The following is an 18,677-nucleotide window of genomic DNA, read 5'->3' on the forward strand; positions in this document are numbered from 1 at the left end:
GGCTCCTCGGACTTGCCCCCCACGTGGGCGGCCTTGACCATGGTCAAGGCCGCCCACGTGGGGGGCAAGTCCGAGGAGCCCTTGGGCTTGGGCGTGTGGGAAAGCGAGGGGAAGCTCTTCATCGAGATCGTGAACCGGGGCGCGCCGATTTGGCTCGGCTCGCGGGAGTCGGGAGGGATGAGTGCCGCGCGCTGGGAGAAGTTCCACCAGGCCCTGCGCGGTGCCGACCGGGTCTCGCTTGAGAATTTCGGGCGCAAAGGCCAAAAAGTCGTCATAGAGATCAAATTGGGCTCCCGGGCCGCGGCGAAGTCCCTGGCCGCCAGCGGGGGCTTGGCCGCGGCCGTGATCCCCGAGGGGGAGAAGATCGAGATCAGGCCCTTGAAGCCCGGGGAAGAGGGGGCCTTGAGCCGCCTGTTTTACCTCGTCTATGGGTACGATTACGTCAACGAGCTTGTCTACTACCCCGAGAAACTCAAGGCCCTGGCCGAATCTGGGGACCTCTTGTCCACGGTGGCGGCCCGGCCCAACGGTAGGCTCGTCGGGCACGTGGGCCTGGTGCGCAAGAGCAGGAATCCCCCGGTGTACGAGGCGGCCATGGGAGTGGTGGACCCGGCCGCCAAGTCCCGCGGCCTTTTCTCCCAGCTTTTCGACAGGATCATGGAGACGGTGCGCGCGACTCCTATGCAGTACTGCCTCTTCGATTTCGTCACGAACCACGAGTACAGCCAGAGGCACGTGGCCAAGTTCCAGCCCTGCGAGCTGGCTCTTTTCATCGGCTGCCAGACCCGCAAGACCCAGGCCAAGCTCGAGAGGATCGGCTTGGGGCCGGACCCGGAGGGCATGGACCGCTACAGCCTGCTCGTTTCGGCGATTCCCCGGGTGGCCCAGCCTTTCGGGCCCGAGGTTGTTCTTCCGGAAAGCATCGGCGCGGCCTTCGGGTTCCTGCTCAAGCCATTCAACCTGCGTTGGTCGGTGTCCTCTCGCTTCGAGGCCATGCCCGAGGGGGGGCTTTGCCGGTCCCAATACCAGCCCCTGCAGTCCGCCGTGGCCTTCGACCTCGATCGTCCCGGCCGCGGGGCCTTGGACGGCCTTCTGGGTGAGTGGCGCGAGCTCTTGAGGAAGGGCTGCCAGTACGCGGCCGTGGAATTTCCCCTGGCTAGCCCTGGTCTTGGCATGCTTTGCGACATCCTCTCCTCCAACGGCTTCTTCGCGGCGGGGTTCGTGCCCTACCGCTGCGGCGCGGAGCTGGGCTTCCGCTTTCAAGCCCTGGGCCCCACCCGGGTGGCCTTCGACAAGATCAAGGTGGCCTCCGAGACCGGGCGCAGGCTTCTGGAAATCGTCCGAAAGGAGTACGAGGCATGCGCGGTCCTATGAATTCATTTCGCAAGGCCGACGAGATATGTCGGATATCGGACCCTCAGGATTGGACCGCGGAGAAATGCCGGCTGATGGTCGAGGCTTGCCGCGAGGCGGCCCTGTTTCACTTCGAGAAATGCCCCGAGATCGCGGCCCTGTACCGGCGCCGGGGCTTTAACCCGGAAACCTTGCGCCGCGAGGAGGACTTGGAGCGCATCCCGACCCTCGGGGTGAGCGCCATGAAGCGCTATCTTCTCACATCTCTCCCTCACGAGCAGGCCGTCCTCAAGCTGACCTCCTCGGGCACCCGCGGCCAAAAGACCCAATGCTGGCTCGACCAGGGAAGTCTTGACCGGGCTCAAGCCATGCTGGAGGGATTGTGGAGGCAAGAGGGTCTCGTTTCCGACGTTCCCGCCAATTATCTGATGTTCGTCTACGACCCCGAAGAGGCCAAGGACCTCGGCATCGCCTTCTCGGACAAGAACCAGCAGCGCTTCGCTCCGGTTCAGCAGTCTTTCTACGCCATCCGGAAAAGCCCGGATGGCGGTTGGGTGTTTAGAAGGAAGGATGTTTACTCTAAACTGCAGGAGTTCTCGAGCTTGAATACTCCAACGCGGATTTTCGGCATTCCAAGCTTCATCCACGAGCTTTTGGAGGAGACGGACGTTCGCGTGCGCCTGCCCGCGGGGTCCTGGATGGTGACGGGCGGCGGCTGGAAGGCGGCTGAGGACAAGAAGGTCTCCCGCGGGCATTTCCGGGCTTTGGCTTCGGAGAGGCTCGGGCTTCCGATTGAGAATATCCGCGACGGCTACGGCATGGCCGAGCATGCGGCTCCGTATCTGGAGTGCGCCAGGCACCGCTTCCATGTTCCGGTCTACAACCGGGTCTTTGCCCGAGATCCGGTGACCATGGAGGCCTTGCCCGCGGGGCGAACCGGCCTCTTGGAGCTTGTCACTCCGTTCAACGCCATGATGCCCAACCTCGCCATTCTTTCCACGGATTTGGGCTTCCTCAACCGCGAGCCCTGCCCTTGCGGGGCCTCCTCCCCGACCTTCACCTTGGCCGGCAGGGGCGGCCTCACCAAGCACAAGGGCTGCGCCATTCATGCCGGGGAAATCGTGGCCCGGCGGGCGGCTGGAGCGAAAACATGAGCAAGAGCTATTTCTTCGGCGAATGGCGCAAGGGCGGCGAGCCCTTGACCGCGGAGGAGGCGGCCGAGCTGTGCCGCAAGGCCGCGGACCTGCGCCAGGCCGTGGGGCGTTATCCCCTGGACAAGGTCTTGAGGCTCTTGTCCAACGTCAGGGACAGATGGCGCGATCCCTCCTATCCGCGCCGGCTCAAGATGGAGCGGGAGCTTCCCGCCCTCACCGGGTTTTCGCCCGACATGGTGCGCCTGGGCCTTGACGAGCTCTGCTGGGCCTTCGACCCCGAGGTCCTCCGCCGCAAAATGGACGCTGAGCTCGGAGGAACGCGGGACGGGACCTTGTCCTGGCGGCCCCTCGGGGTCCTCCTGCACGTGCTGGCGGGAAACGTCTTTGTCGGCGCGGCGGGCTCTTTGGTCGAGGGGCTCATCACCCGCAACGTGAACGTGCTCAAAATGTCCTCTTCGGAGACGGCCTTTCTTCCCGAGCTCGTGGAGTCCCTTGTGGAATGCGACGAGGAAGGATTCCTTTCCAAGGCCCTGGCCGTGGTTCAGTATTCCTCGGCCCAGGCTGACGTCATCGCGGAGTTTAAAAGATCGGTGGACGGTATCGTGGTCTGGGGAGGGGAGGAGGCGGTGAGGGGCTACCGCGACGGGCTTCCGGCCCGGACCAAGCTCATCCTTTACGGCCCCAAGCTCAGCGCGGCCGTGTGCACGAGCCGCGGCCTGGAGGCGGACCTCGAAGGGGCCGCGCGCAAGCTCGCTCGGGAGATGTCCATCTGGGACCAGAACGCCTGCACCGCGCCCCAGGCCTGCTACGTCCAGGGCCTTACGGGCGCGCGTAAATTGGCCGAGGCCCTCCCGCGGGCCCTGGAGGAGGAGGCCAAAATCCTGCCCCCGGGAGGCCTCGAGCTCAACCAAGCCGCCGAGATTCGCAAGATCCGCGGAGTCGCCGAGATCGCCGAGGCGCGTGGGGAGGGCCTTTTAAAGGAATCTCCCCAGGGCCTCGACTGGACCGTGGTCTTGGACCAGGACCAAGCCTTGGACCCATCGCCCCTGCACCGCACCTTGCGCATTATCGTTTTCCGGGGCCTTCCGGAGGTGCTGGACCGGCTGGCGGAGCTGCGAGGTTATGTCCAGACCGTGGGTCTGGCCTGCGCCGAGGATGAGTCCGCTGAGCTCTGCCGCGCCTTGGAGGATGTCGGGGTCTTGAGAATGTTGCCCTTGGGAGAGATGTCCCAGGGGGAGGTCGAGGACCCGCATGACGGCAGCCGGGCCCTTCCGCAATTCATGCGCCTGGTCATCCGCAGGCCGCGTCTCAAGGCCCCGGAGCCGTTTGAACGTCTTTCTCGGGAGGAAGGGCGAGAGCTCATCAATGAAAGGCTGCGGATACTCCTCGACCATGCCCGGCGCTCCCCCTTCTACGCGCGCAGGCTTACGGGCCTCGAGATCGACTCGCTCGAGGATTTGCCCAAGATCCCGGTTCTTACCCGCCATGAGATGGAGGCCGGCATGCCGCCCCAAGGCGAGGCCTTGGCCACGGGCCGGTGGCGGGGGGGCTACGTCACCCGCAGCGGAGGCTCCACCGGAGTTCCGAAATTTTCCGTCTACGACGGCCCCGATTGGGAGCGCTTGGTGTCCCATGCCGCTGGAATTTTTCGGGCCTTGGGGCTCGAGCCCCGGGACCGCCTCGCCAATTTCATGCTGGCGGGAGACCTTTACGGCAGCTTCGTCTCCTTCGACCACATCAACGCCCGCCTGGGGCTGGCCACCTTCGCCTTCGCGGGAAGCTCCGAGCCCAAGATATTCGCGGAGGTGTGGAGGAAGTTCTCAATCAACGCCGCCCAGGGAATTCCAAGCCAGCTCATCCCCTTCCTTCGCCAGGCCAAGGCCCTGGAGCCGGCCCTCGCCTTGGAGAAGGTGGTTTACGGCGGCTCGTCCCTCGCCCCGTCCGACCGGGAGTGGCTTGAAAGAGAGCTCAAGGTCCGGCGAATCTCCTCCGTCATCGGGGCCAATGACGGCGGGCAGTTCGCTTTTCAATGCGAGTTCCAGCGCGGTGGGCTGCATCACTCCGTGGACGACTTCAACTACCTGGAGGTCGCGGACCCGGAGGGCCGCCCCGTTCCCGAGGGAGAAACCGGGCAGATACTCATCACGAGCCTCCTCAAGCACGCCTACCCCCTCATCCGCTACGCCGTGGGAGACCAGGCCCGTATGACCATCGAGCCTTGCCCCTGCGGGCGCCGTGCCCGAGTGCTCGAATATCTGGGGCGCGCCGACGACATCGTGGTTGTCGGCATGATGAATCTGCGCTTCAGGGACATGGCCGAGGCCTTGCGTGATTTCCCCGTCTCGGCGCTCCAGCTCTCGGCTCGGAACGACGGGGGCGGGGAATGGGTGACGATTAGGGCGGAGTCCTCGGAAAGCGGGCCCGCCTTGGCCGGACGCATGCGCGAGGCTTTGCTCGGCCGGGTGGAGAAGCTCAAGGAACGATTGGCCGAGGGCTTCTTGAAGGATGTCCGCGTCGAGCTCCACCGCCCGGGCTCCCTTGCCCGCAATGCCCGCAGCGGAAAGATAAAAGAGATATTGGACGAGAGAGCTTAGCGCCTTGCGATGCTGATTCTCAGAAATCGCGCCGTGGCTCTCATCTGGACCGGACAGCTCCTGAGCCAGGCCGGCACGCGCCTCTATCAGCTCGCCTTGGCCTGGTGGCTCGTCTCGCGGGGGGGCCTTGACGCCGGCAAGACGATAGGCCTCTTCCTGGCGGCGGGAGCCTTGCCGCCCCTTCTCTTCGTTAAGCCCATCGGCGCTTGGGTGGACCGCCGCGACAGCGTCAGGACCTTGATGGCGAGCGATGTGTTTTCCTTCATGGTCGTGTGCTTCGTGGCTCTCGCTATGCAATTTGATAAAACTAATCTTCTCTTCCTTTGCGTAATGGGGTTTCTGCTAGCCCTTTCCCAGGCTTTCTTCGACCCCGCCCTCAATAAGGCCGTCGCGGCCGCGGCGGCCAAGGAGGACTTGGAGGAGGCCGTGGCACTGCAGTCATCCACGCAATCCCTGGCGAGCTTCGGGGGGGCCATGGCCGGAGCCCTGCTGATAGACAGGCTGGGAATCACGGCTCTTACATGGCTCAACGCCGCGAGCTTCCTCGTCTCGGCGCTGTGCAATGGAGCGCTTTACAAGAACCGAGGAATGCAGAAAGCAAGCGCTGGTTCTATCGCCGGCCAGCGCGGGCCCGGCGCTGGCCGGGAAGGTTGGGCTATGCTGGAGGGGCATAACCTCATCAAAAAGTCCCTACTGGGCTTCGGCCTTGCCAACTTCTTCATGACCCCAATTTTGGTCATCCTTCCTTTATATGTCGGCCGGAGCCTGGGCTCGGGGGCCGGCGTCCTGGCCGGGCTCGAGGCCGGGCTTTGGCTCGGCATTCTCTGCGGAACGGCGGCTTCCAAATGGTGTCATTTCAGCGAAAATATTCCTAAACTAGGGTCAGCGTGCCTATTGCTCATGGGTTTGTGCCTGTTCGTTCCCGGGCTGATCATGGACCGCTTCCTGCACGCGGCCCTTCTTTTCATCGCGGGCGGAGCCTTGGGAATCAACAACGTGAAGTTCGTGGCCATGTTTCAGCGGCAAGTCCCCGAGGAGTTCAAGGGGCGGTTCTTCGCCCTCATGCAGGCGGTGTTGAGCTTCACCTTTCCGGCGGCGTATTTCGCGTTCGGTTTTCTGGCCGACTGGCTGAGCCCTCCGGCCGCCTGCCTGATCCAGGGCGCCGGGGTCATGCTTCTCTCTCTGTATTTCCTGATCTTGGCCCGCAAGGAGGGGGGAGCGGCAAGCCTCGGCGCCATCTATGAACGAGCTTGAGCTTCTTTCTTCGGAGGATGAGGGAGTCCAGGCCTCCCTATCCTTGGCTTTGGAGCCCGAGCAGGGCCTGGCCAAAATACAGAAAATGCTCGCTTCTGGCCCCGAGCCCGCGCAGAAGGCCCGGCTCAAGGCCTTGATTTCCGAGGCCCTGGATAAGCTCCGCGGCCGGGGCGGGATCGACCTTGTCTATAACACGACCAGGACTTTGACCCCGGAGCAGCAGGAGCTCACCCTTGAGCTCGGCTTCAAGGTCCTGGGCATATTCCCGAGCGCCCGGGCGGCGGACTCCCGGAAAATCAATGGTCTTGCCGTCTTCTACGCGCCGGAGGCCTTGAAAAAGCGCTACAGCCCGTTTCCCCTCCATCCCGCCATCTTCCCTTTTTTCGAGCTCGCGCGCGCTCAGTGCGGCTTGGAGCCCCTGCCCCTGGCGGCGCGCCCGGCGCTGGCGGCCGAGGCCCCGGCGCTGCCCCCTCTCGAGATGATCGAGGCTCCCCGCTTCGTGGCGGAGCGCTTCCGCCGCCTGAAGGCGCGGCGCAGCCTTTCGGTCAACTTCTACCCCTTCCAGGTTCCCAACGTCCTGTTCACGAGCCCCGACCAGTCCGTTGAGGTGTTCGCCTGGCTGCACAGGCCCATGGGATTTGCCACGATCGTGGCCGAGCACTTGACCGTTCCCGTAAGCCCCGTGGAGCTTTACCGCCGCGTGGTGGAGGCCCTGCGATCCTCCCAGGCCGGCTACATCGAGGTCATCAACGACGCGGCCGACGCGGCCGGCATCGAATGCATTCTCCAGGCGGGGTTCGTCCCGTGCGGCTACTTCCCGGCGCTCAAGAAGCACGTGGACCTGCGCCGGGACTACGTGGTGTTCGCCCGGACCTTTGAGCCTTTTTCCTGCGACGAGGCTTGTCTCAGCGAGCCCTACGCCCGCCTCCTGGCGGAATTCCGCCGGGCCCAGGCGAGCCCCGCCGAGGCGGGATTATGAGCACTGCGGCTCCGCCCCGGCCCGAGCTGCAGTGCTGGCAGTCCGTGAGCCGAGGCAGAAGGGCCCTGATTCGCCTGGCCACACCGGCGGACGCCTCGCGCATACGCGGCTTGTACCGCGAGATATACCACGGCCGCTATCCTCTCAGCATCATTTACGATCTTCACGAGACGGTCGAGTCCCTCCACAAGGATAACTACTTCTGGTTCGTGAGCGAGGTCAACCGGCAGATCGTGGGCTCGGTGATTTTCTGCCTCGATCCTGAGATACAGTTGGCGAAGGTCTTCGGCGGGGTGGTGCGCCCCGAATTCCGAGGCTTTGGCCTCACCGAGAAGGCCATGTCCCTGGGCCTCAGGCACCTGGTGGAAGAAACCCAGTGCGCCCAGAGCGTCTATGCCACCGCGCGCACGGTGTCTCCCGCTCCGCAGAAGCTTCTGCGCAAGCTCGGCTTCAGGGAGCTCGGCATTTTCCCCAACGTGCGCAAGATAGACAACTACGAGACCCATTGCCTGACCGCCTATTTCAAGGAGGGGGCCTTGGGCCGGCGCATCGCCCGGCCCCGCCTGCCGCTTCTTCTAAAGCCCTTCTACGACATCGTGAGGCGCTCGACCGGGATCGAGGACGCGCAATGGCGCGATATCCGCATTTCTCCGCCGTCGCCGTGGGGGGAGGCCGAGCTGGGCTTCGAGCTCATCGAGGCCAAGAACTTCATTCTCTCCCGCTGGAACAAGCTCAAGGCCGAGGACAAGCTTCGCATGCAGTTCTTCCCTTTCCATGAGCCCAACCTCATGCTCGTCACCGAGGACCAAGCCGCGGAGATATACATCCATTACTCCAAGCCCGACCACCACGCCGTCATCATCGGCGGGCACGAGAGCGTGCCGGATCTTGCCCGCCTTCTCAACGCCGTCGGCCTCTTCCTCGAGGAGCACGGGGTGCGCTACTTGGAGCTCCTGGCCGATGCCTACCATCCCGGGATCATCCAGAAGGTCATGGAGGCGCGGTTTCTGCCCAGCGCCTATTACCCGGCCATGCGCTGGAAGCACGGCAAGGGCCGCGACTACATCGTCTTCAGCAAGACCTTCACCATCCTCGACTTCAAGCACATCGCCGCCCGCGGCCTCTTTAGCGAGTACCTGCGCGAGTACTTCCGCCTCTGGAAGTCTTTGTACATAGATTTCTAAGCCAGTTATCCACAAAACTTTCCTGGAAAGTTTTGTGGATAACTGGCGATGGCAGCTCCACCCGCTTGCGGCGTCGGCTCTAGGTATTAAGTCCCGATAACGCCTGGGCCCAATGCCTGCCCCTTTTTGGGCCCTAAGTCTCCTCCCCGCGCCCCGCGGCGGATATACACTATGCGGCAAGCATGGTCAACACGCGCAAGTCGCTCGCGGCCGTGACCTTCGCGGCGTTTTTCGCCGGTCCCGCCGGGGCGGTGAGAAAGGCGATGCCCGCCGTGCCGGCGGAGGTCTTGGCTCTGCGGCTGGCCCAGCCGATCTCCGCAATCGGCGCCGTCAGCCTCACGAATCCGCGGCCGCTGATTCCTGGGAGGCCGGTTTTGAGGCGCCTGAACGGGATGAGCCAATTTTCCGTCCAGCTTTCCATTTCGCGCGATCCCTCGGAGGAATCGTCCGCCGTTGGCGGAACTCTGGTGTTCGACAATTTGAGCGATATCCCTCAAGAAGATGTGGACAAGCTCCGGCTTCACCCCAGACCCGCGCCCCCCGTGGAGGCTCCGAAAGCGTGGGAAGAGGCGGACAGGGGCGACCGCCACGCCTACGCCAGGCTTGCGGCGCCTCAGCATGATGCGCAGCAAAGGAAGGCGGTCGCAGAGAACTTGACCTTCCGCAGCTTGCTGCGGGAGCCGGCCGAAGAATTCCTGGACAGTGAGTTCCTGTTTGGCGATGTCTACTGGTCCGGCTGGGACCTGCTGGGCTTGCTGTGGACTCCCGAGGCCCATCCCTTGGATAGGACGATTTCTTCCCGCGAGCTCAAGATGCGCTACGGCATCGAGCGCTCCGCGCTTTCCAAGGTTCTGGAAGAAAACGCTATTCCGACCTATTTTTACGATAAGTGGCTCGATAAAACCGAGTCCCTTGGCATCATCTATAGACATACGGACATGAATCGTTCGGAGGTCTTTTACGGCATCCCCCAGGCGGTTTATGACGCGTTCGATCTAGTCCAAGAGGAGTTCTCGCATCATGAATTGCGGGCCAAGCAGGCCAAGGGATTCTTGGAGAGAAAGCAGCGCTTTAACGACATTGAATGGTCCGGTCGGGCCTTGCTCAACCTGGTGTGGACTTCCGACGCTTTAGTCGTCGAGAAGGGCGAGAAGGCTTCCGCCTCCGATGTCAAGAACTCCTACGGGGTCGGACGCGATGTTCTGACCGGGCTATTGGAGGGACATGGAATCCCCGCTGTTTTTTATGATGATTGGCTCAATGAGGCTGAAAGATTGGGAATAGTCTTCAGGTTGGACATTACTTCCCTGGAGCATTCGCGGCGCTATTACGGCGTACCGCAAGGAGTTCGAGAGTACCTCGCATCCTTGGACGATGCCCAATCCGGCGCGCATGCCCTGACGCCGTTAGGGGCTTCCTTGGTGGACCTGTCGAAGGATCCCTTGGTCGAAAGCGACGCTGAGCTTGCGGAGTATGTTGCTGGAATCGCGCGAATCGCCCTGGAGCATTCCTTGGTCCCCCAAAATGCTCCCTCCAAGAAGTTGCTGGACGCGGTCAGTGGACTGGAGTACGACCATTCGTCGTTGGCTTCGAACTTGATCAATTTGATCGAATCCGTCGCCGCGGGTTACGAGGGCCGGCCGGTTCTCAAGAAAATCCTGAGGGTCGCCGAGGAGTTCTTATCCTCCGGACTGATGTCCACCGAGGAGCAGGAGATGGTCCGCCGCGGCATCGAATCGGTCCAGTCCGTTGAGGGATAGCGTTGGCGCGGATGCGCCTTAAGGATTGCTGGAAGGAATCCCCACTTGAGGCCGCCCCGGCTCCGAGGCGGCCCTCGAGTCGTCCTTGAACCTCAGCTCCGCCCCGATCCCGCCGAAAGCGTCGAGCATGGTCTTGTTCAGGACCTGGAAGACCTCGCAATTGCGCTCCAGGGCGAGCTCCACCATCTCCGCCACCATGTTGAACAATGGCTCGGTGTCGGACCAGCAGTAAGGGCATTTGCGGCCGCTCAGGACGAGGGCCCTGCAGCGTCGGCACTTGCGCCCGATCTTGGCCAGACCCTCGCGCACGATGAGAAGGCGCACCTGGCCGTGCATGAGGGCCTTGAGCGTGGGCTCAAGGCCCGCCACCCCCATCCCGGCGGCTTTCACCACGTCGAAAAGGCGGTGGACCATTACGCTTTCGCGGACTTCCCGCGACTCCGCCTCTCGTTTGATCAGGACTTTAAGAATTTCCTGGGAAGACATTCCAGGATGCATTCGCGGCTCCTGGATCAGCTTCTCCTGGAGCTGAGAGTTCAGGTGCCCGGCCAGGGGGCCTTCCCAGTCCGGCGGAGCCGCCACGATGAGCTGGTCCCAGCCGCGCAGCCTCGATAGGGCCATGAGCTGGTCGGCCAGTATTTTCAAACGGAACTGGAAGGAGTCTCGCAGGCCGGCGGGGGGGCCGCTCGGTGTTTGCGGCGATGGTTCCGGGCACTCTTGGATTTGGCCGAGGTAGGCCTCGCAGAATCGGTTTTTGTCCGGCCCCAATAGGGCGATGCCGTAGCGGCGGTACTGCTCCACGATGTTCGTGAATGGTGCCAGGCATGGAGAGGTTCCGATCCTAAGATCATTCTTGACCGGAAGGGGCAGGGGAACCGCCTGCCAGTAGTTGGAGCGCTGGGAGCTGAACAGGGCCAGGCCCCGGTGGTGCTCTGGCTTAAAGCCCGAGACGAAATCCTCGAAGCGTTCGAAGTCCCGCCGGAATTCGTTGAGAAGGGGGTTTCGGGCCACGGCCTGATGAGCGAGGTCCTGGCATTGGCGAAAAAGAGACTTCTCCTCGTTGAGACGGAGGTAGAGGCTCGCCACCGCGGGAAAATCGGCCTTCAAGCGGAGCAGTTGATGGATTTCCTCGTGCGATAGCATGGACGCGGCCTTCGGCCTAGTATAGCCCCGGAATTTGATAATATCAAGACATGTCCAGGGAAGGGGCCGTCGACACTCCCGCCATAGCAACCCGCGTAAACCGAGACAGTTCCGACTTCGCGGAAAACCTCCGCTACCACGAGACCCTGCTCGAGGACTTGAAGGCGCGGCTGGCCGAGGCTGGTCGGGGAGGCCCCGATGGCGCCGTGGCCCTGCACCGGGGGCGCGGCAAGCTTACGGCCCGGGAGCGCGTGGAGCGCCTGGTGGACCCGGGCTCGTTCCTTCTTGAGCTTTCCCCCATGGCCGCTTTCGGCATGCATAATAATGAGGTGCCGGGGGCAGGCATCATCACGGCCTTGGGGGTGGTCTCGGGCAGACTATGCGTGATCGCGGCCAACGACGCCACGGTCAAGGGCGGCACCTATTACCCAGAGACCATCAAGAAGCACCTGCGCGCCCAGGAGATCGCCCTGCAGAACCGCCTTCCCTGTCTCTACCTCGTGGACTCGGGCGGGGTCTTCCTGCCCAAACAGGCCGACGTTTTCCCGGACAAGGAGCATTTCGGGCGCATCTTCTACAACCAGGCCCTCATGTCCTCTTTGGGGATACCGCAGATCTCGGTGGTCATGGGAATGTGCACGGCGGGCGGGGCCTACGTTCCCGCCATGTCGGACGAGTGCGTGATCGTGCGCGGCAACGGGACCATCTACTTGGGCGGCCCGCCTCTGGTCAAGGCGGCCACTGGCGAGGAGTCCACCCCCGAGGAGTTGGGCGGGGGGGAGATGCACTCCCGCGTGTCGGGAGTCACCGACCATCTGGCCGACAACGACGAGGAGGCCCTGCGCCTCTGCCGCTCGATCGTGGCCAACCTCAACGCCCGCCCCTTCAACCGTGGAGAGGGCGAGGAGCCCCTTTACCCTGCCTCGGACCTCTACGGCCTGGTGCATCGGGATTTGCGCCGCCCCTGCGACGTAGCGGAAATCGTGGCGCGCCTGGTCGACGGCAGCCGCTTCCACTTCTTCAAGTCCCTGTACGGCCAGACCATGACCTGCGGCTTCGGCAGGATCATGGGCCGGCCGGTGGGGATATTGGGCAACCGCGGGGTGCTTTTCTCCGAGGCGGCCTTGAAGGGCGCGCACTTTATCGAGCTCTGCTCCCAGCGCAAGATCCCCATCGTATTCCTGCAGAACATCACGGGCTTCATGGTGGGCAAGGACTACGAGCAGGGGGGGATCATCAAGCACGGGGCCAAGCTCGTCCAGGCCGTCTCCACCGCGGCGGTTCCCAAGGTCACGGTGGTGACCGGCTCCTCCAACGGCGCTGGCAATTACGCCATGTGCGGCCGGGCCTACAACGGCCGTTTTCTCTTCACATGGCCTAACTCCCGGGTCTCGGTCATGGGTGCCGACCAGGCGGCCCAGGTCATGACCATCATCAAGCGCGAGCAATTGAAGCGTCAGGACAAGGAGCTTTCCTCCGAGGACGAGGAGAAAATCGCAGCCCCCATCCGCGCCCAATACGAGTCCGAGGGCCATCCCTACTACGGCACGGCCAGGCTTTGGGACGACGGGATCATCGAGCCGGCCCACACTCGGCAAATCCTGGCGTTTTGCCTGGAGGCCGCGTCCTACGCCCCGGAGGAGTCGCCGCGCTACCCCGTTTTCCGCATGTGATGGAGTACCGCCATATCGAAGTCTCTAGCCACCCTCGACGCGTCGGCGTCTCGGTGGTCGCCCTCAAGCGCCCGGAAGTCCGCAACGCCATGGACGACAACACCTTGCGCGAGCTCTCCCGCGCCTTCGGCGAGCTGTCGAGGCGCAAGGACCTGCGCGCCGTGGTCGTGCGCGGCGAGGGGCCCGACTTTTGCGCCGGAGCCGACATCGCCTGGATGCGCCGGGCCGGGACCTTGAAGCCCGCGCAAAGCCGCAAGGACGCTCGGCTCCTCGTGGACATGTGCCTGGCCGTGGAAGGCTGCCCCGTTCCCGTCATCGCCGCGGTCCAGGGAGGGGTGTACGGGGGGGGGCTGGGCCTGGCCGCCTCCTGCGACATCGTGGTGGCGGCAGACAACTCTAAGATGTGCTTCTCCGAGTGCCGGTTGGGGATCATCCCGGCCGTGATCTCGTGCTTTGTCATCCCCAAGATCGGCGAGGTCGCGGCCCGGCGTTATTACCTCACGGCCGAGGCCTTCGGCGCGGAAAAAGCCCGAGAGCTTGGCATCGTCCACGAGGTCGTCCCGGAGTTCGCCTTGGAGGAGAGGGTCGAGGCCTTGCTCGACTCGATTTTAAAGAACGGTCCGCAAGCGGTGAGACAGGCGAAAGCCATGCTCCACAAATTCCCGGCCCTCCCCTTTGAGAAGCGCGTAACTCTTGTCCTTTCCACCTTGACGCGCCTGCGCTCCTCTCCGGAGGGCCAGGAGGGCCTTTCGGCCTTCCTCGAAAAACGTCCTCCGGCTTGGACCTTGCCCTAAATGCCCGACGCCCAAACCCTGCCCCTTCCCCGCCTGGTGGAAGTCGGGCCGCGGGACGGCCTGCAGAACGAGAAGGCTTCTGTTCCCCTGGCCGCCAAGGCCGCCTTCATAGACGCTCTTTCGGAATCGGGCCTCATGGAAATCGAGGCCGGGGCCTTCGTCTCGCCCAAGGCCGTGCCCCAGATGGCCGACTCGGAGGCGGTGTTTTCGGCCATCAAGCGCAAAAAGGGCGTCATTTACTCGGCTTTGGTGCCCAACGAGGAGGGCTTGGACCGCGCCTTGGCCGCCAAGGCCGACAAGATCGCGGTATTCACCGCGGCCTCCGAGGCCTTCAACCGGCGCAACATCAATGCGAGCGTCGCCGAGTCCATGGAAAGATTCAAGCCCGTGGTGGAGCGCGCCAAAAAATCCGGACTTGCGGTCAGGGCCTACGTTTCGACCGCCTTCCACTGTCCCTACGAGGGTTCGATCGCGGCCGAGAAAGTCTGGCCCGTGGCCGAGACCTTGCTCGCCATGGGCGTGGACGAGCTTTCCATAGGAGACACCATCGGCAAGGCCTCGCCCTTCGAGGTGCGCGCACTCCTGAACCTTCTCCTGAAAAAAATCGCTCCGGAGCGGATTTTCCTCCATTTCCACGACACTTACGGCATGGCGGTGGCAAACGCCTTGACCGCCTGGCAGGAGTACAAGATCTCGGGTTTTGATTCCTCGGCCGGAGGCCTGGGAGGCTGTCCCTACGCCCCCGGAGCGAGCGGCAACGTCGCCACCGAGGACTTGCTTTTCGCCTTCTCCTCCTGCCGGGCCGCCATGGGTCCGGACCTAGGCAAGGTGAGGGCCGCGGCCCGGGCGCTCGAACCCCATCTGGGGCGCGGCCTCTCCTCCCATCTCGGCAAGATCAACTCCTGACGTTTCTTTTTCCTCGTCCAAGCCGGAGCCGGACCACGGTGCTGTCCCACGCCACCTTCGGGGTGACCGCGGCGCTGTTGTACAAGGTCTTGGAAAGCGACGAGCTATAACTTGGCTTTACAGGAGAATTCTTGCTGTTCTGCGGTACCCAGTTCGTGCTTCTTCCATGTTGAGCAGGCGCATAAAAGCTCCAAGTGTCGGAAGCGAAGGTTTCCGGGAGCCAGCAATAATCCTGTGAACGAACTGGCGGGATACGTTCATGCTGGCCGCCGCTTGGGAACGGTTCACGACTCTGAGGTGAGCCCGAAGGATTTCAACGACCGCCTCATCGTCCCCAGCCTCGACAGCCTGCAACACCGCCTTCTTAACGAATTGCGGGTCGCGGAGTTCCTCCGCTGGGTTAAAGTCCCGTGCACTGGCTCCGGCCCGCAGCCTACGCGGTTTCCCGAGCCAAGATTGCCCGCGCCTTGCGGATGTCGCGATTCTGGCCATTTTTATCTCCTCCCAAAAGCATCAAGACGGCTCGTCCATCTGCGTCGATCACATATCCGAAGTAAACCCGCAGGCCGCTTTTCCACTTGAGCTCAAATAAGCCCTGGCCAAGGCCCTTTGAAGTGCCGAAATATTCATTTTCTCGAATGCGGTCTAGGCGATCTCTTACCAAGGCCCGTAGATATTCGGACAGGCTATCCAGCCATTCGCGGAACTCGGGAGTCGCCTTGATGTTCACCTGGGGATAGTGTAGCCAATAGGCTACATAATGTCAAGGACTTCGCGGGCACGGCTTTATAGAAGCAAGAGAGTCCTGGAATAATTCCAAGAATTTAGAATCGGATAAAAGACGCTGGCGATATTGCTCAAGACCTTCCAGAAATTCTCGCACGAAAAAATTAATATTGATGGAGATCGGAATGCCGACGTTCTTAAAGATTGTGGATACATACGTTTGATCGCCCTCATGGATACTGCAATTATCCTTCATGAAAATCTCGTGGGCTAAGCCATTCCTGTACTGGTTGGACAGAATTTCAGGGCGATTATTCCCCAAGAAGCCCATGCTTTGCCATAACTTCGGCATATATTGCTCAATGAATAGACTTACTTTATTTTTTGTGGTAGGAGATTTCCTCATCTCAAATACCAAAGGCTTCCCAAGTGTTTCAATGTACATGAAAATCAAAGCGGCCAGTGGCAGCGGGTGTTTATGGGTTTCATGCATAAACTCCACGGCTTCTTTAATCCAGCGGAAGCCATCTCCAATATAAACGGGGAACCCGAGCTCAGATATACATTGGCCCTGAATTGCGCTCGACCTTGCGGATAGGCTCAAATCCTTCATTTTCTCAAGGCCTCAGTAAAACCTGGGCGGATTATCTCTGCAGCTTTAATAGCCCAAGTAGCCATCTGAAGCATAGAAGCGGCTGCGTTCTCCACAATTTGCTCTTCAGATAATCCTTGTGAATTGTCATCAACAATCCGCGCATTCAAGAAAATCAAAACCGTGCGGGCTTCCGGCGCATCGCTCGACATTGCAGCTTCTCGGAAAAGTTTAACTTTATCTGCCAGCATGTATTTCTCCTTGCAAAAAGGCCGTCCCCCGCAAGAAGGGCGGCCCGAAAACCTTGCCGCTTTCGTGCCGATTGACTGGCACATCCTCTTGAAGCTTTCGCCTCCCACTACTCGGAGATATCGGGCACCTGAGCTGGTGCGCCCGAGAGGAATTGAACCTCTACTTACAGCTTCGGAGGCTGTCGTGATATCCGTTTCACTACGGGCGCGTCGAGACGTGGAGTGTTTATTATAGATTATTGTTGGGCGGCTTCCAGCCTCAGGTAGATCTTTTTGGTTTCTTCAAACGAGGCATGACGGGTGGGGTGCTGCGAAAATCCTCTAAGCCCTTCTTGGCGGCCCGAATCCTCTTCAAGATCGAATCCCTTCCTGGCAGGTTCGGAAGGCCCGACCATAAGTCTTCCTCCCATCTGAGCAGGGCCTCGGGCACGAGCTTAAAAAACTCATGCTCCGCCGTGGTCGCCCCGAACTCCATGTGGTATCTGTGGCGATCAATGTCTACCCCATTTCTCCAGCGGTAGGACCGGTCGTTGAGCTGGATGAAATGCTCCAATTCATGGGCTAGTGCGGCGTAATACATGACGCCGCCTTTCCCTTCTGGGTGAACCCATATCCCAAGAATTTCTCGGGGAAATAAAAATCGAAGGGCCCAGGCGAAGAGCTTTTTCAGGCCGGATTTCTTAAGGAACGTCGTCTCTGCCGTTAATATCATTTCCGGGTCAAGCCATTCCAGCCTGCTTTCGATAAATCGTCTCGCCATTTTCCTGAATAGCCAGGAATGGCGGCGCAGGCGAGCCTCCAGGTAATACCGGAATGCGATTTCAGGGCGGCGCCTGGCCCGAAGCTCCGGATCGAGCAGTCGGGAGACGTTCTCAACGTCCGCCGCGGTAATGAACAGGCGGCGGAAGGCTTCCGGCTCTCCTTCGCGGCTTGCCGCGAGCAAAAGGGGATGGTTTTTAGATGATGCGGCCGCGCTGAGAGATACAATGCGCCGGTTGAGCGCGCGTTGAGTCGGCATTGAAGCAATGACGAGATGGCTCTTGGGCCTCCCCCGGCGCGATGTCTCGACGCGCGGGGTCGATTCGGGGCCCTGCCCGTTCGACTTGAGCGCTGCGATTTTGGCGTGGACCTCGTGCAGCGGCAGTTCGGTCCAGTTCCAGGCCTGCCGCACGGCGCGCCTGATTCCGGGGTCTTTCCGGAGATTCTTCTCCGACGGGATGACTTGGGCGTGGACCATGCCCCGGATGATCTCCTTCTTGTCGCTCCTGGGCAGGCCTCTGTAAAAATTGCTGATCCGAGGGTCACGGACCTGGGCGGCGCTGGGGCCTGGCTTCAGGCTGAAGAGTTCCGCGGCGAATAGATGATCTCCCGCATGGTCTACCTGTTCCATGTCGAGCCGGCGCTGCAGGCTCAATTCGTAGGGGCTCACCGAATACGCGATTTCCTTTTTCAACTGGGGGAAATAATGATCCCTGAGGGCCTTTTCCTCGGGAGAACTCGCCGTGCGCAGGAGCAGGTATTTGACCAGAGGGTCCTGAGCCTCCGGCAGGAACTTGTCTATGGCCTGGAGGACGCTTCCCAGAAATGGCCGGCTTCCCGGCGGGGCAGGAAACAAGAGGATGCGGCTGTTCGGCTTCTCGCTTAGGATGGCGGCGGGCTCTCCGAGAAGCTCGGGGTCAACTTCCCCGTTCGCGGAATCGGGGTCATTTTGACGGATGTATTTGAGGTTTCCGTCGGCCTTGCGCGCCTCATGGAGGATGGTTCCACCGGCATGGCGGGCGAGCCCGGCTTTGTAGAACGCGATGATGAGGCGCTTGGCGGAAACCGGGTCGGCTTGCGAGCCCCCTGGCATGAATCTTTCCAGCCGCAGGGTTTTGAGGGCGAGCTCTAGGGAGGCCTCCGCCTCGGGGCTGGAAGCGCCCAAAGCCCGGGCCCTGAGCTCGAAGGAGGCCAGCGCGCGCTCTTCGTTGGGAGTCAACCGCAGGCCCTCCCGGCTCAGGGTTCTTTTGAGGATGTCCAGACCTCGGGGATGCGCCTCGGCCATGGATGCGGCCGCGATTTCCAGGCCGCGCGGCGCCGGGGGAGCCTTCACGGGGGAACCCAAGACGGGTTCCCCCGTGAAGGAAGGTCTCGACAGTGCGGGTGCCAAGGTCGGGACGCGGCCTTCAACCGGCGTCATCTTGTTGTTGGCCCCGGCCAAGGCCGGAACAAGACAGCAGAACGCCGCAAGCGATAATCGCCGCTCACCGCTCATGATGCAAGGATACAGGGACTGCGCTCCCCGGGCGAGGGTCTTCAGGGACCTATTAAAGTA

The 18,677-nt window shown here is 61.9% G+C and carries 15 protein-coding genes and 1 tRNA gene; 10 read left to right on the forward strand and 6 right to left on the reverse strand.

Annotated features, from left to right (window positions below):
- The 7 genes from HY921_03590 to HY921_03620 form a co-directional block, all read left to right on the forward strand.
- Positions 1 to 1,374: hypothetical protein (locus HY921_03590; GenBank protein MBI5629951.1), on the forward strand; the 1,374-nt coding region annotated here is incomplete at its 5' end.
- The gene (locus HY921_03595; GenBank protein ID MBI5629952.1) at positions 1,371 to 2,507 is read left to right on the forward strand and encodes an acyl-protein synthetase; all 1,137 of its coding nucleotides are present in this window, start codon (positions 1,371 to 1,373) and stop codon (positions 2,505 to 2,507) included. The genes HY921_03590 and HY921_03595, both read left to right, overlap by 4 nt.
- Positions 2,504 to 5,101 (forward strand): hypothetical protein, encoded by a 2,598-nt coding sequence (locus HY921_03600; GenBank protein ID MBI5629953.1) that lies wholly within the window; start codon positions 2,504 to 2,506, stop codon positions 5,099 to 5,101. Before HY921_03595 ends, HY921_03600 begins: the two co-directional genes overlap by 4 nt.
- A 9-nt stretch (positions 5,102 to 5,110) precedes the next feature.
- Entirely contained in the window at positions 5,111 to 6,355 is a 1,245-nt protein-coding gene (locus HY921_03605) for an MFS transporter (protein ID MBI5629954.1), read from the forward strand.
- The gene (locus tag HY921_03610) at positions 6,342 to 7,334 is read left to right on the forward strand and encodes a hypothetical protein (protein ID MBI5629955.1); all 993 of its coding nucleotides are present in this window, start codon (positions 6,342 to 6,344) and stop codon (positions 7,332 to 7,334) included. The genes HY921_03605 and HY921_03610 overlap by 14 nt, the downstream gene beginning before the upstream one ends.
- Positions 7,331 to 8,518: a GNAT family N-acetyltransferase gene (locus HY921_03615; GenBank protein ID MBI5629956.1), complete on the forward strand. Its 1,188-nt coding sequence runs from the start codon at positions 7,331 to 7,333 to the stop codon at positions 8,516 to 8,518. The genes HY921_03610 and HY921_03615 overlap by 4 nt, the downstream gene beginning before the upstream one ends.
- A gap of 182 nt (positions 8,519 to 8,700) precedes the next feature.
- Positions 8,701 to 10,278, forward strand: a complete 1,578-nt coding sequence (locus HY921_03620; GenBank protein ID MBI5629957.1) for a hypothetical protein — start codon at positions 8,701 to 8,703, stop codon at positions 10,276 to 10,278.
- Positions 10,279 to 10,296: 18 nt separating this feature from the next.
- On the opposite strand, the gene HY921_03625 is transcribed toward HY921_03620, so the two are convergent.
- Positions 10,297 to 11,421: a hypothetical protein gene (locus HY921_03625; GenBank protein ID MBI5629958.1), complete on the reverse strand. Its 1,125-nt coding sequence runs from the start codon at positions 11,419 to 11,421 to the stop codon at positions 10,297 to 10,299.
- 50 nt (positions 11,422 to 11,471) lie between these two features.
- On the opposite strand from HY921_03625, the gene HY921_03630 reads away from it, so the two are divergent.
- From HY921_03630 to HY921_03640, 3 genes are read left to right on the forward strand one after another with little or no spacing between them, the layout of a single operon-like run.
- Complete coding sequence (locus tag HY921_03630; protein MBI5629959.1) at positions 11,472 to 13,094, forward strand: methylcrotonoyl-CoA carboxylase; 1,623 nt, start codon at positions 11,472 to 11,474, stop codon at positions 13,092 to 13,094.
- Positions 13,091 to 13,888, forward strand: a complete 798-nt coding sequence (locus HY921_03635; protein MBI5629960.1) for an enoyl-CoA hydratase/isomerase family protein — start codon at positions 13,091 to 13,093, stop codon at positions 13,886 to 13,888. Before HY921_03630 ends, HY921_03635 begins: the two co-directional genes overlap by 4 nt.
- Positions 13,889 to 14,794: a hydroxymethylglutaryl-CoA lyase gene (locus HY921_03640; protein ID MBI5629961.1), complete on the forward strand. Its 906-nt coding sequence runs from the start codon at positions 13,889 to 13,891 to the stop codon at positions 14,792 to 14,794.
- Between the two features lie 433 nt (positions 14,795 to 15,227).
- Here HY921_03640 and HY921_03645 read toward each other — a convergent pair whose 3' ends face one another.
- The 5 genes from HY921_03645 to HY921_03665 form a co-directional block, all read right to left on the reverse strand.
- The gene (locus HY921_03645; GenBank protein ID MBI5629962.1) at positions 15,228 to 15,524 is read right to left on the reverse strand and encodes a type II toxin-antitoxin system RelE/ParE family toxin; all 297 of its coding nucleotides are present in this window, start codon (positions 15,522 to 15,524) and stop codon (positions 15,228 to 15,230) included.
- 33 nt (positions 15,525 to 15,557) lie between these two features.
- Positions 15,558 to 16,133: a hypothetical protein gene (locus HY921_03650; GenBank protein ID MBI5629963.1), complete on the reverse strand. Its 576-nt coding sequence runs from the start codon at positions 16,131 to 16,133 to the stop codon at positions 15,558 to 15,560.
- Positions 16,130 to 16,363 (reverse strand): hypothetical protein, encoded by a 234-nt coding sequence (locus HY921_03655; GenBank protein ID MBI5629964.1) that lies wholly within the window; start codon positions 16,361 to 16,363, stop codon positions 16,130 to 16,132. The genes HY921_03650 and HY921_03655 overlap by 4 nt, the downstream gene beginning before the upstream one ends.
- A gap of 134 nt (positions 16,364 to 16,497) precedes the next feature.
- Positions 16,498 to 16,572, reverse strand: a tRNA-Arg gene (locus tag HY921_03660).
- A gap of 50 nt (positions 16,573 to 16,622) precedes the next feature.
- Positions 16,623 to 18,617 (reverse strand): hypothetical protein, encoded by a 1,995-nt coding sequence (locus HY921_03665; protein MBI5629965.1) that lies wholly within the window; start codon positions 18,615 to 18,617, stop codon positions 16,623 to 16,625.
- Positions 18,618 to 18,677 lie beyond the last annotated feature (60 nt).

It is taken from the genome of Elusimicrobiota bacterium (assembly GCA_016218575.1).
GTDB lineage: Bacteria > Elusimicrobiota > Elusimicrobia > UBA1565 > UBA9628 > JACRDN01.